General features: G+C 66.1%; 12 protein-coding genes. 4 read left to right on the top strand and 8 right to left on the bottom strand.

Annotation, left to right across the window (positions count from 1 at the left end; all coding sequences use genetic code 11):
* Nucleotides 1-13 precede the first annotated feature (13 nt).
* Entirely contained in the window at nt 14-241 is a 228-nt protein-coding gene (locus tag ACFQ36_RS01240) for a hypothetical protein (protein WP_377009764.1), read from the bottom strand.
* A gap of 420 nt (nt 242-661) precedes the next feature.
* Between ACFQ36_RS01240 and ACFQ36_RS01235 the strand changes: the two genes are divergently transcribed.
* From ACFQ36_RS01235 to ACFQ36_RS01225, 3 genes are all read left to right on the top strand, one after another.
* Nucleotides 662-1,291 carry a hypothetical protein gene (locus ACFQ36_RS01235; RefSeq protein ID WP_377009762.1) on the top strand — a complete coding sequence of 210 codons (630 nt, stop codon included), beginning with the start codon at nt 662-664 and terminating at the stop codon, nt 1,289-1,291.
* Nucleotides 1,292-1,372: 81 nt separating this feature from the next.
* On the top strand, nt 1,373-2,188 hold the full coding sequence (locus tag ACFQ36_RS01230) for a DUF2382 domain-containing protein (RefSeq protein WP_377009760.1): 816 nt from the start codon (nt 1,373-1,375) through the stop codon (nt 2,186-2,188).
* A gap of 123 nt (nt 2,189-2,311) precedes the next feature.
* Nucleotides 2,312-3,244, top strand: a complete 933-nt coding sequence (locus ACFQ36_RS01225; RefSeq protein WP_377009758.1) for an NADP-dependent oxidoreductase — start codon at nt 2,312-2,314, stop codon at nt 3,242-3,244.
* Nucleotides 3,245-3,296: 52 nt separating this feature from the next.
* On the opposite strand, the gene ACFQ36_RS01220 is transcribed toward ACFQ36_RS01225, so the two are convergent.
* The 3 genes from ACFQ36_RS01220 to ACFQ36_RS01210 all read right to left on the bottom strand — a co-directional run bounded on the left by ACFQ36_RS01220 (nt 3,297) and on the right by ACFQ36_RS01210 (nt 6,781).
* Entirely contained in the window at nt 3,297-4,865 is a 1,569-nt protein-coding gene (locus ACFQ36_RS01220) for a cation:proton antiporter (RefSeq protein WP_377009825.1), read from the bottom strand.
* Nucleotides 4,866-5,076: 211 nt separating this feature from the next.
* Entirely contained in the window at nt 5,077-5,355 is a 279-nt protein-coding gene (catC, locus tag ACFQ36_RS01215; RefSeq protein WP_377009756.1) for a muconolactone Delta-isomerase, read from the bottom strand.
* A gap of 40 nt (nt 5,356-5,395) precedes the next feature.
* Nucleotides 5,396-6,781, bottom strand: a complete 1,386-nt coding sequence (locus tag ACFQ36_RS01210; RefSeq protein WP_377009754.1) for a short-chain fatty acid transporter — start codon at nt 6,779-6,781, stop codon at nt 5,396-5,398.
* Between the two features lie 266 nt (nt 6,782-7,047).
* Between ACFQ36_RS01210 and ACFQ36_RS01205 the strand changes: the two genes are divergently transcribed.
* The gene (locus tag ACFQ36_RS01205) at nt 7,048-7,965 is read left to right on the top strand and encodes a LysR family transcriptional regulator (RefSeq protein ID WP_377009752.1); all 918 of its coding nucleotides are present in this window, start codon (nt 7,048-7,050) and stop codon (nt 7,963-7,965) included.
* 1 nt (nt 7,966) lies between these two features.
* Here ACFQ36_RS01205 and ACFQ36_RS01200 read toward each other — a convergent pair whose 3' ends face one another.
* The 4 genes from ACFQ36_RS01200 to ACFQ36_RS01185 form a co-directional block, all read right to left on the bottom strand.
* Nucleotides 7,967-8,431: a TIGR00725 family protein gene (locus tag ACFQ36_RS01200; RefSeq protein ID WP_377009750.1), complete on the bottom strand. Its 465-nt coding sequence runs from the start codon at nt 8,429-8,431 to the stop codon at nt 7,967-7,969.
* A gap of 16 nt (nt 8,432-8,447) precedes the next feature.
* The gene (locus tag ACFQ36_RS01195; protein WP_377009748.1) at nt 8,448-8,762 is read right to left on the bottom strand and encodes an anti-sigma factor domain-containing protein; all 315 of its coding nucleotides are present in this window, start codon (nt 8,760-8,762) and stop codon (nt 8,448-8,450) included.
* 69 nt (nt 8,763-8,831) lie between these two features.
* Nucleotides 8,832-9,365 (bottom strand): hypothetical protein, encoded by a 534-nt coding sequence (locus ACFQ36_RS01190; RefSeq protein ID WP_377009746.1) that lies wholly within the window; start codon nt 9,363-9,365, stop codon nt 8,832-8,834.
* 477 nt (nt 9,366-9,842) lie between these two features.
* Nucleotides 9,843-12,986, bottom strand: a complete 3,144-nt coding sequence (locus ACFQ36_RS01185; protein ID WP_377009745.1) for a DUF3427 domain-containing protein — start codon at nt 12,984-12,986, stop codon at nt 9,843-9,845.
* Between the last annotated feature and the right edge of the window lie 46 nt (nt 12,987-13,032).

Below are 13,032 nucleotides of genomic sequence, written 5' to 3'. Positions count from 1 at the left end.
GCCGGGGGACGAATCAGCCGCCCAAGCCGCCCAGCTTGTCTCCGAGGCCGCCCAGCTTGTCGCCCAGGCCGCCGGGAAGCTTGTCGATGATGTCATTTACATTGATGCCCAGGCTGGAAAGCAGCCCGGAGTCACGCTCGGTGTCCACCTGGTCGGGCAGCTGGGACTCGGCCTGCGAGGCCTTGTCACCATTGCCCATGGACCTGAGGATGTCGATGATCTGCTGCTTGTCGATCTGCATGGCGATTCTCCCGTTCCGTCTGTTTGCGTTCCGCCTGCGCCCCCGGGAGGGCACGGCCTGAGAAGCCTCCGGGAAGCCACCCGCGGCAACCCTCAGCATGCTTACTACCTTGCCCAAATAAGCACGTGGAAACAACCCCTTCCGCGACCCGCCATCCGGACAGCAGCCGGCACCTGCCGCCGCACCCCTGGTCCTGCCGGTTCCCGCCGACGAATTCAGGAAATTCCGGCAGGTCTTCCGGACCGGCCCGGAACCCGGGCTGACAAGGGCGGACGGCCGGCAATCCGCCTATCTGACTCCCCCTCGGCGGCACGGAATCCGCCGACCGGCGCCTTGCCCCGGATTAGCAAGCATGCTTGGGTCGAAAGGTCGGCAGGTTTTCCGACGCACCCGGAGCATGCGAAGCATTGGAGGCAGACCATGACCATCCAGAACCGGCAGGACCGGGCGACGCTCGAGCCCGAGACACTGGCCATCCCGCAGACCCGGCCGGCGGCCGGCCCCTCGCAGGCTTCCACGGCCAAGGTGGAGGCGAAGGGCCTGGCACGGGACGGTGCAGGTGCTGCCAGGGAGGTGGCAGAAACCGCCGTTTCGGAGGCCGGGCACGTGGCACAGGAGACCGGAGCCCAGGCCAAGAACCTGGCAGCCCGGCTCGGATCGGACCTGAAGAGCCAGGCCGGGGCGCAGCAGCAGCGGGTCGCTGAGGGACTTCGGTCCATCAGCGGGGAGCTGCGCACCATGGCGCAAAGCTCCCCGGCCCCGGGCGCGGCCACGGGCCTGGTTGAGCAGGCGGCCCGGCGCACCGCGGAGGTGGCCGGCTGGCTGGAGGCCCGGGACCCGGGATCGCTGCTGGCCGAGGCCACGGGGTTTGCGCGCAGGCGGCCCGGCGCCTTCCTCGCCATCGCCGTCGGCGCAGGCGTGCTGGCCGGGAGGCTTGCCCGCGGCATCACCGAAGACCGGCACCAGGACCGCTACAGCCCGGGCGTACCCGGCCGGATGACGCAGGGCCCGGCAGGAAGCGGCGCCGCCATCGAACGCACCCGCGCCTGACCCGGTGCCGGGCGCGGCCCGGCGCCTTCCCACAGACCGACCGGGCATGCCCCACCGCCCGGAGGAAACAAAGGAGATGAAATGATCCCCAAGGATAACCTCGACCGCCTCACCGGAACCAGCACCAACGTGATCGACCCCGACGGCAGGAAGATCGGCACCCTGGGCGAGCTCTACCTGGACGACGCCACGGAAGAGCCGAACTGGGCCACGGTCAGGACCGGCCTGTTCGGCATGTCCGAAACCTTCGTGCCGCTGGACGCGGCCACCCTCGACGGCGACGACATCCGGGTCCCCTACACCAAGGACCAGGTCAAGGACGCCCCGCGCGTCGAGCCGGACGGCCACCTGGACGAGGACGAGGAGGACCGGCTCTACCGGCACTACGGCCTGGCCGGGGCCGCCGGGTACGCCGGGACCGCGGACTACGGGGAGGCTGCCGGCTACGCCGGCACCGAAGGTTACGAGGAGACCACCGGAACCTACGCCGGCACCAACCGCACCGGCACCGGCACCGACGATGCGATGACCCGCTCCGAGGAGCAGCTCCGCGTCGGCAAGGAAACCCGGGAAACCGGCCGGGCCCGGCTGCGCAAGTACGTCGTCACCGAGAACGTCACCCGCACGGTGCCGGTCCAGCGCGAGGAGGTGCGCGTCGAGCGCGAGCCGATCACCGACGCCAACCGGGACGCGGCCCTCTCCGGCCCGGACCTGAGCGAGGAGGAGCACGAGGTGGTCCTGCACGAGGAACGGCCCGTGGTGGAGAAGGAAACCGTGCCGGTCGAGCGGGTGCGCCTGGACACGGACACCGTCACCGACCGGGAAACGGTCTCCGAAGAGGTCCGGCAGGAACGGATCGAGGCCGAAGGCACCGACGACGGGCGCCGGGCCCGCTGACCGCCAGGTCCGCGGGAACCGGTCCCGCAGGTTCCCGGGAGGGGAAGGGCAATTGTCCTTCCCCTCCCGGCTTGGTTGGTGCCCGGGACAGACAGCATCCGCTGTGCGGGCTAGCATGCGGTCATGAAAATCATTGGAGTCACCGACTTCGGCGGGCCCGAGGCCCTGCGCCTCCTTGAGGTGCCCGAACCGCATCCGGGCCCGCGCGAGGCGCGGATCAAGGTCGCAGCCGCCGCGGTCAACCCCACGGATACCGTGGTGCGCGCCGGAGTGCGCGGCGCCAGCGGCCAGCTGCCCCCGCACATCCCCGGCATGGACGCCGCCGGCGTGGTCGACGAGGTGGGCGAGGGCAGCCGGTGGCAGGTCGGCGACGAGGTCATGGCCATCGCCCTGCCCTTCGGCCAGCACCGCGGGGCCTACGCCGAATACCTCGTGGGCCCGGACGATTCCATGGCGCGCGTCCCCGCCGGCATGGATCCGGTCCACGCCGCGACCCTGCCCATGAACGGCCTGACCGCCCTGCAGGTCCTGGAACGGCTGGACCTGCAGCCGGGACAGGTCCTGGCCGTAACCGGTGCCGCCGGCATCTTGGGCAACTACCTGGTCCGACTGGCCAAGCACGCCGGCCTGACCGTCGTCGCCGATGCGGCGGAAAGGGACCGCGTCCTCGTGGCGGGCCTGGGCCCGGACCACATCGTGCCCCGCGGCGACGATGTCGCCGAACGGATCCGGGAACTGTTTCCCGGCGGCGTCGACGGCCTCGCCGACGCCGCCGTCCTGCTCAACAAGGCGGCCTGGGCCGTCAGGGACGGCGGGGGCATTGCCGCCGTGCGCGAATGGCGCGACGAGGAGCCCGGCCGAGGCATCACCGTCCATCCGATCCGGGTGGCCCTGGAATACCGTTCCGGTGACAAGCTGGACCGGATCCGCGCCCTGGCCGAGGAGGGCGTGCTGATCCCGCGCGTCGCCGCCACGCTGCCGGCCGCCGACGCGCCCGAAGCCCACCGCAGGCTCGAGGCCGGCGGCCTGCGCGGACGGATCGTGCTCACGTTCTAACGACGGTGGCGGCCCGCCTGCGACTCGTCACAGGGGTAGTTGTGGAGGCCGGTCAGTCCGGCATCATCATCGTGCGCAGATCCAGCTGCCGCAGCACCCGGTCCGCCACCTCGGGGTCCGTGTCCGGCTCGTTGCGCGCTTCCAGCACCTCCTGGCGCGCCGCGGCCAGCGCAATGGTCTGGACCGTGACGATCAGCTCCCGGTCTTCGTCGCCTTTTTTCCGCTTCGGCCCCACCGGGACGGCCCCCATCAGGTCCGCCCGCAGGCGCTTCATCCGGACCCGCACCACGTCCAGCTTGTCCTCGGGCAGGTCCTTGACCACATCGGCATCCTGCAGCGCGGCCACCGCGGCCTCCTGTGCCCGGCTGGCCAGCACCAATGCGGCCTCGCGCTCCTCCTGGCCGGTGGCCTTCGCCCGGAGCACCTTCATCAGCCACGGCAGCGTCAGCCCCGGCAGTACCAGCGTGGCCAGCAGCACCGCGCAGGCGGTCACGATGATTTCGTGCCGGGCCTGGAAGTCCTCGCCGCCGGTCAGCGTGGCCGGCAGGGACAGTGCCAGCGCCAGCGTCGCCAGCCCGCGCATCCCGCACCAGGACAGGATCAGCACGTCCTTCCACGACGTCGGCGGCAGGGATCCCGTTCGCCGGCGCCCGACCCACATGGCCAAGTACATCCAGCTGAAGCGCACGGCCACCACCAGCACGCAGACCGTCACGGCGGTACCGACCATGCCGAAGACGGCCGTGCCCTCCTCCTCGATGACCTTGTGCATCTCCAGCCCCATCAGTCCGAAGGCCAGCCCGGTGGCCAGCATCTCCACCACGTCCCAGAATGCGGTGCGGGTGATCCGCTCCGCCGCGTCCTGCGGCCGCGCCCGGCGCTTCATCTCCAGTGCCGTGACGACGACGGCGATCACGCCCGAGGCGTGCACCTCCTCGGCCAGGATGTACACGGCGAAGGGCACCACCAGGGTGATGGCGCTGCGCGCCACCAGCGAGTGGACGAAGCGGGTGACCACCTTGATAAGCCAGCCCGCCGCGAAGCCGAGCACGACGGCGAGCGCCGCTCCGAGCAGGAAGTGCCACAGCACGTCGGCGCCGATTCCGGTCCCGGCCACGGTGGCCCCGGCCGCGGCCTGGAAGATCACGATTGCCGCGGCGTCGTTGAACAGGCCCTCGCTCTGCAGCGTGGTCAGCAGCCGGCGCGGCATGTGCACCCGGCCGGCCACGGACTCCACCGCCACCGGGTCCGGCGGCGCCACCATCGCGCCCAGGGCGATCGCCCCGGCAACCCCAATCCCCGGGATCAGCAGCCATGCTGCGGACGCGACGAACGCCACCGTCACCACCACCAGCGCGACCGCGAACATCAGGATGGTCCGCCAGCGGATCCGGAACACGGACCAGGAACTGCGCTGCGCCGTCGCGAACAGCAGCGGCGGCAGGAACAGCGGCAGGATCAGCTCCGGCTCAATGTGGAACTCAGGGAACCCGGGGATGAACGTCAGGGTCGCGGCCAGCAGCAGCATCAGCACCGGATATGGCAGCCGCAGCCGCTCCCCCAGGCCCACGGCCAGCACCGTGGCAAACAACAGTCCGACAATGAGCGCAAGCTGGTCCAAAGGCATGGCCTCCCGGGGCATGGACAAAAAGTGCTGCCTCTACGGTACCGGGGGTAGCTGGGCGTTTCCCGGTGCCCGGGCCGCACCCGGCCAAAACACCCAGACGGAATGCCGGAGCGGGGCGGCCACCTGCTGGTGGCCCCCCCGCTCCCTTACCCCCGGTTCAGCGGAACCTAGAGGCAGTTCCTGCCGTCCAGGTACGGCATCGGTACTAGTGGATGTCCGAGGGGTGCTTGGCCAGCGGGATGACCTCGATGTCCATGTACGGGAACAACGGCAGGTTCGAGATCATCTCGTGCAGTTCGTCATTGCTCTGGGCGTTGAACACCGAGTAGTTGGCGTACTCGCCGACCACGCGCCAGATGCTCACCCACTTGCCCTCGTGCTGGAGTTTCTGCGAGTAGGCCTTCTCCACGGCCTTGATCTCGGCGGCCTTCTCCTCCGGCATGTCGGTGGGGATGTTGACGTCCATGCGGACCAGGAACAGCATGATTTTCTCTCCTTCTGATGAAACTTTCGGTGGACCCGGGTCAGCCCAGGAAGCCCCAGGCCAGGATGGCGGCGATGTAGACGATGCCGACCCAGAACATCATGATCACCGTGTAGCCCATGATGTCCTTGAGCTTGAGCTTGGACAGCGCCAGCGCCGGCAGGATCCAGAACGGCTGGACCAGGTCGTTCCAGGCGTTGCCCAGCATCACCGACATGGACGTCTGCGGGATGGAGGCGCCGATGGCGTTCGCGGCGTCGATCATGAACGGACCCTGGACCACCCAGTGGCCGCCGCCGGACGGGGCGAAGAAGTTGATCAGCCAGGAGCTGATCAGGCCCCAGAACGGCAGGGTCTCCGGGGTGGAGATGTTCGTGAACACCCCGGAGATGGTCACCACCAGGCCGGAGGCGGCCATGATCGCCATGATCCCGGCGTAGAAGGGGAACTGCAGGATGATGCCGGAGATCGTCTTGATGCCCTCGTTCAGCTGGCGCAGGTACGCGTTGGGGGTGCCCAGCAGCAGGATGCCCAGGAACAGGATGAAGAAGTTGATCAGGTTCAGGTCCACGGCACCGCCGCGGACGAAGTGGATGGCCACGTAGACCATGCCCAGCAGGCCGATGGCCATGGCCAGGATGCGGCTGTTGTTCAGCTTCGAGGCGAAGGTATCGGCGTCGGCGTCCACGACGGCGGCCTTGGGGGCGCCGGCGTGCAGCGCGCGGTCGATCTCCTTGACCGGCTGTCCCGGCTTCGGGTGCAGCATCGCGTTGAGCAGCGGCAGGGTGACCAGGACGACGGCGGCGGTGACGAGCATGTATGGGGAGAAGATGGTCTCCGCCAGGGTGACGATGCCCATCTGCTCTTCCATCGGGTGCCCCGGCGTGGAAATGACCATCGGGATGGTGGCCGAGAGACCCAGTCCGTACATGGTGAAGCCGCTGTAGGCCGCGGCGATGATCAGCGGGTAGTGCACGTTCTTCACATGCAGCGCCAGCTTCTTGGCGACGATGCCGCCGATGACCAGGCCGAAGCCCCAGTTCAGGTAGGAGCCGATGGCACCGACCAGGGTGGCGACGACGACGGCGGTGCGCGGCTTCTCCACGCGGCTGACGATCGCGTCCAGCAGCCGGTCCACTATTGGCGCGTTGGCCAGCACGTAGCCCATGGCCAGGATCACCGCCATCTGGGTGGTGAACGCCAGCAGGGACCAGAAGCCCTCGCCCCAGGCGGCGGTGATGTCGGTGAAGCTCTGGCCTTCGGTGACGATGGCCAGGATGACCGTCAGGATGGTCAGCACGATGGCGAAGACGAAGGGATCGGGCAGGTAGCGGCGCATCAGCTCCGTGAAGAATCCTGCGATCTTCTGCATCACGCCGGCGCGTTTGACGGCGCCGGGCGGGGTCTCGGTCAGGGTCTTACTCATGGTGTGTTGTCCTTTGGAAAGCAGATAACGGGGCTCAGGCCGGGCCCGTCGGGGAGGCATGGGCCTCGACGTCCGTGTCGAAGCCGTTGCGGCAGACGGTTTCGGGATGCTGTTGACCGGCAGTCTCCCCGGTTTGGACCTGGCTGGAGATGCCGCCGCACAGAGCGTCGTTGCGTGAGCCACGGTTAAGATCCCATCGGCATCTGATTAGCGTCCAATAAAGAAATCAAAGGCCCTAGATAATGAAAGCGCTATAGATTGGGGCTGTGGACCTGAAATACCTGCGCGCCTTCGCCATGGTCGCCGACGAACTGCATTTCGGCCGGGCCGCCGACAGGCTTGGCGTCGCCCAGCCGCAGCTGAGCGTCTGGATCCGGCGGCTGGAACAGGAACTCGGCGTCGAACTCTTCGACCGCAGCAACCGCTCCGTCCGGCTCACCGAGGCCGGGCAGGCAATCCGGGAACCGGTCCGCCAGACCCTGCTCGCCATGCAGCTCGTCCGGCGCGCCGCCGTGCTGGGCAGCACCGGCGTCGTCGGCCAGGTAACCATCGGCTATCCCGGGGCCAGCAGCCGCGAGGTCCTGCCGCCGCTGGCCCGCGCCGTCCGGGCGGCCCACCCCGGCATCGAGTTGAAGCTCCAGTCCATGGTCTACGGCGGCTTCGCCCCCGTCCAGGTCGCCGCCGGGGCCCTGGACATTGGCTTCTCCCGCCTGCCGGTCCGGCACAAGGACGTCAGCACGCGCGTCTTCAGCTACGAACGCGTCGTGGCCGCCCTGCCCGCGGACCACCCGCTCGCGGCCAGGGACACCGTGGCCCTGCAGGACCTGGCCGCGGAACCCTTCGTCAGTTTTCCGGCCACCAGGGGGTCCACCGTCCGGGATGCCGCCATGCGCCTAACCGCCGAGGCCGGCTTCACGCCCCGGATCCTGCAGGAGGCCCCGGACTCCTATGCCATCCTCAATCTCGTCGCCGCCGGGGTGGGCGTCACGCTCACCGTCTCTTCCGTCCAGCACATCAGCACCCCCGGACTGGTCTACCGCGAGCTCGCCGGCGAACCCACCTACCTCGCCGCCGCCGTCGTCTGGCCTAAGCGCAGCGTCAGCCGTGCCGCCCGGGCGGTGCTGGAGATCCTGGAGCAGATCCTGCCCACCCCGGACAGGCCGCAGGGCAGGGTGCTGGACTAGGTCAGCCCCGGCGCCGTGGCTTCAGGGCCAGGAGCCGCCGCACGGCCTCTTCGGCCGAATCCACATGCACCGGCCCGTCCTGCGGGAAGCGCCAGCCGCCGATCGAGAACACCGGCACGCCCGTCCGGCAGGCGAGCGCGATCTCGCTCGCCGTCCCCCAGCTGCCGCCGACGGCGATGAGCCCGTCGCAGGAGCGGACCAGCAGGCCGTTGCGCAGCTCCCCCAGTCCGGTGGGGATGGACACCGTCAGGTACGGGTTCGCCGCCTCCCGGACGCTGCCCGGCAGCAGCCCGACCGTCACCCCGCCGTGCTCGAAGGCGCCGCGGCTGGCCGCGGCCATCACGCCGTCCAGCCCTCCGGTGACGACGACGGCGCCGGCTTGGGCCAGCAGCCGGCCCACCTCGTAGGCGGTGGCGCATTCGGCTTCGCTGGCGCCGTCGCCGGGGCCGATGATGCCTGTGTACACTGGCCGGCCTCCTGCCTTAGAGCTTTTGCACCATGATCGGGTCCGTGGTCGGCTGCGGAGACCCGCCCGCCGGCTTCACGTCCGCGTCCGAGATCAGCCACAGCTTGTAAGCCTTGTCCTTGCCCAGCGGCGGCATCTCGTGCGTAATGACGGCGGCCTCGTCCGCCGGGGCTGACACCGTCACGGTCACCGCGGTCCCTCCGGCATGCGCCTGAGGACGACCTTCAAATCCGAGGCCATCAGCAGCCTGTGAGCAATTTGACGGAACTTTACGATATCGAGGTCCCGAAGATACTTGAAGCGCTTCGGCGCAATGCGCGGCAGCAAGCATGGGAATAGCATTCCCGCTGGAACATGCTGGCGCCTTTCTGCCTTCCTGCCATGTCAGGAAGGCAACATGTTAATCAACCAGTTCAACAATCACGTTCATGCCGCTGTCGGGGTGGTAACTCCATGACGCTGCATAGTCGGCCCATTCGGCATCCTGTCGCCCATCGAGGGCCCGGGTGTTACCCATCCGGTTCATCACGCTGTCCGGTATTTCCAGCTCTCGTAGTATGCAAGCAACAGTGATGAAAGACGTTCCAGAAAAAGATTCATTACCGCGTGTCTGGAGCGTCAGGCTGCGACCTTCATCGCCGATTTCTACGCCGCCGTCGGAAGCGGCAAAACAGGCATCGGCAGCATCAGGAAGCAACCGCAGGCGAGCAGCTTCTGCCTCCTCAGCTGCTACGCGGGCAGCCTCTGCAGCACGCGCTTTGCTGGCCACGTTCTCTTCAACCACAATTCCGACAATGGTCAGGACCAGGCCTATAGCTATTGCCGCACCGAGACACAGCTTCCAACGGCTCTTCCAAGTGGCTTTCTTCGGCAGCTGCGAATCCACTTGGTTCGCTTCGTTCTGAGCCTTTGGCGCATCACTTACTTCGATCATTTGATTTGGTGTTCCCCATCAATGCGTCCGGCGACCATCGCCGAAACCGTCCAATTCTTATCAGCCGGAAGCGATGCCACCGGGTAGCGCCGTCCGTGAGGCGGGGAACCGTTATAGAACTGGTGCTTATCGGCTCGGTCTCAAGGCAACCCGGCGGACTCGGCAGCTGACAAACTGCTTGGCGCAGTTCCATCTGTCGACGCAAGCAATCCAGCACGTCCGGGTTCGTGTCGGGCTTGCTCTGGGCAGCCCTTATCTCCTGACGTGCCAAGTACTTGACCGCAGCGCCTGCAACGTCTCACACATGGCAGTTCATCCAGGACACTCACCTGGCGAGGACGTTGGGTATCAGTTTCCAGAATCGTTCCAAATCCACGGCACAGTTCTCCCCGTGTGTCGACATGCTTCCCTATAGTTCCGTCGGCAAACAACGCTGAAGGCTTCTTCCATATTGAGTGCAATTGAAGCTGCCGCCACTCATTTAGCCACCGCACTTCCTACTGCATACACGTCTGCCGGCATGGGTCTGTGCAGCTTCCACGTGATCGCGATCGGTTTGTCCCCCGAGTGCTGCACGTAGTCAACCTGACCTAGGCATGTGTAGGGCACAGTCATTCCCAAGTCATCATTTGAATGCTCTCGGGTGAACAAAACGATCTGCGAGCCATGCGCCTTACGGTTCAGATAGCGCTGCCCTACAGGGCTCGTCGTCGACGTGTTGTTCTGGGATTCCCAGTGGAACAGGTCTTCACTCAGCGCGTAGTCCCGGTACATAGTTGTCGCGGAGTGCTTCTTTTCGTCCTTGTTCAGGGTGACGAAGAAAGCGTCCGTTTTCGTATCACGACTCCAGGCCACTCCCTCGCGGTGCTGCGCGTTCCGGCCGCCCAGCTTGGCAATACCCAAGGCCGCCAGCACCTCCTCACGTCGGTATGTGGCGTGCGAGTACATCGGAATGTGCTGCAGTCCCAGCCCGAGCCCCTTGGGCAGGTGGCGGGCAGACTGGACACCGTGCCGCATCAGCTGACTGATCTCGGAGCAGGCGTAAGGATAGGCACGCAGCTGCTCGAAGCCGTCGTCGTACTTTTCAAAATCTCCGCCATCTGGCCAGAGGGTAAAGAACAGCATCCGGACGAGTGTTTTCTCCCGCTCGCCCAGGTCTTCGTAGGGCAGGGCCTCCGATGAAACCAGCGACGTGTATACCTCGGCCCGTTCCGGATCATCCACGTGCAGCAGCGCAGTCATCTTTTTGAGCACCAGCTGCTCCTCGAAGAGGGACCGCCCCTCGCGCAGGATGACAGCCGGTGCACCTGCGTTGATCAACCCGGCCTCGCGGATCAGCGATGTCCAGGAGTCGCCGGTCTTCCGGTACACCTCGGTGATGTCCCGGCCGGACTCGCGCAGGTAGTCTTCGAGCAGAACCTCGGCATGCGAGCGCACATCGGCGACCAGCTGCTTGCGGTTGAAACGAAGCTGGGACTTGATGTTGTCCAGCACGGTCTGTTGTGCAACCCGGTCCAGGATGATCTGGCAGCCGGACGGCAGCAGTGGGAACTCGTCCTCGATCTGTTTGACCAGACCCGCCCTGCCGATGCCGGTCAGCGCCCGGAATTTGGGATCGAAGCGGAATTCACGGCGCTGCTGGCCGATGAAGTCAAGGACGGTGAGCACGGCTTTGTCCTCCGCGCGCCTCAGTCCACGGCCGAGTTGCTGAAGGAAGATCGTGGAGCTCTGCGTCGGGCGCAGTAGCAGGATGGTGTCGATTTCCGGAACGTCCAGACCTTCATTGAAGAGATCGACGGCGAAGATACAGTTAATCTCCTTGCGACGGAGTTTGGCCAACGCGGCCGCCCGCTCGTCGCTGTCGGTGGCACCCGAAACGGCGACGGAGGTAATACCTGCCTGATTGCAGACCTTAGCCATGTAGTGCGCGTGCTGGACGGAAACACAGAAGCCGATGGCCCTCATTTCCTGGGTGCTGAGCACCTTCTCGCGCAGTTCCTTGATGACCTTGGCAGCACGGGCGTCGTTGCCCGTATACAAAGTGCTTAGGGCCTCGACGTCGTAATTGCCGCGTTTCCATTCCACCTGGCTCAGGTCGACGTCGTCGGCCAGACCGAAGTAGTGGAACGGGACGAGCAGATCCGCGTCCAGTGCGTCCCAGAGCCGCAGTTCGCTGGCAGTGCGGCCGCCGAAGAACTCGTCGGCGACATTGACGCCGTCGCCGCGCTCCGGTGTGGCAGTCAGGCCGAGCAGCTCCTGCGGGCGGAGGTGGTCAATAAGCTTCCGGTACGTCGGGGCGTCGGCATGGTGGAACTCGTCGATAACGACGACGTCGAAATGGTTCGGTTCGATCTGTTCGATGTCCCTGGATGCCAGAGACTGGACACTCGCAAAGACGTGGTTCCAGCGGATCGGCTTGTGCTCGCCGACGTAGAGTTCGCCGAACGAACCGCTCTGCATGACCGCACGGTAGGTGCGCAGGGACTGTTCCAGGATCTCCTTGCGGTGGGCGATGAACAGCAGCTTCAGCTGCCTGCCGGCCTCGTCGCAGAGCCGTTTGTAGTCCAGTGCCGCAACAACCGTCTTTCCGGTGCCCGTTGCGGCAACAATGAGATTCCGATGGTGCCCCTGGATGCCCCGGGCCGCTTCGAGTTCCTCAAGCATCTCCGCCTGGTGCAGATGCGGCTGCACTTCAAGCCCAGTCTCACCCATCGGCTGCAGGGCGGTGGTACCGCCATTGCGCTCAAGCGCCGCGTCGAGCCGCTCCCAGTCGGTGTCCGGGTTGTAGGGGACAAAGGCCCGTTGTTCCCAGTAGCTGTCGAACGTCACCTGGAACTTGCTCAGCAGCGCCGGGGTGGTCACCGACGACAGCCGGACGTTCCATTCCAAGCCGTCCACCAGCGCGGCCTTGCTGAGGTTCGAACTGCCGACGTAGGCCGTGTCGTAGCCCGTGTTGCGGCGGAACAGCCAAGCTTTGGCATGCAGGCGCGTGGACTGGATTTCGTAGTTGATCCGGACCTCCGCGCCGTAGCGGCGGACCAACTCGTCTATAGCACGACGTTCGGTGGCGCCCATGTAGGTAGTGGTGATTACTCGGATCCGTGCGCCGCGGTCCCTCAACTCGTCGAGAGCGCTTTCCAAAAGTCGTAAGCCGTTCCAACGGATGAATGCGCAAAGGAGGTCCACGGTGTTGGCTGAAGCCATCTCCGCACGAAGTTCTGCGGCGAGGTTCGGATCGTCCTTACCATTAGTCAGGAGCGCAGAGTCCGACAGGGCCGTCGTCGGTCGGCGAAGGTTTCGGCGCCGCAGCTTCTCCGGTGCGTAAAGTGACAGGAGCTGCTGCGGACCATCCTTGATTGAATCCTCTGTCTGTATGACTCGTAGGATCCGGTTGGCTACCGTGAGCCGGTCTTCAGGCTTGGTCGAGGACAACGCATTCCTAGCGGCATCGGCGATGTGCCTGGCCAAAATCTCGGCAGCCTCTTCCGGATTCACCTTCTCGAAGTTTGCCTGGTAATCCGGCACGTGCTCCAGCAGTCGGTCCAGCGACTCCGTATGCAGCGACTCGTACAGACCCTCAGACAGTGGGTCCGCTGCCCCTCCCCCAATGAATGCATTCATCAGGCCAGGCTAGCGGAGCGACAGGACATTATTTGGACTTGGCCCA

Origin of the sequence: Arthrobacter sp. GCM10027362, from assembly GCF_042679445.1 — a bacterium.
GTDB lineage: Bacteria > Actinomycetota > Actinomycetes > Actinomycetales > Micrococcaceae > Crystallibacter.
This window is presented reverse-complemented; position numbering and strand designations above follow the sequence as displayed.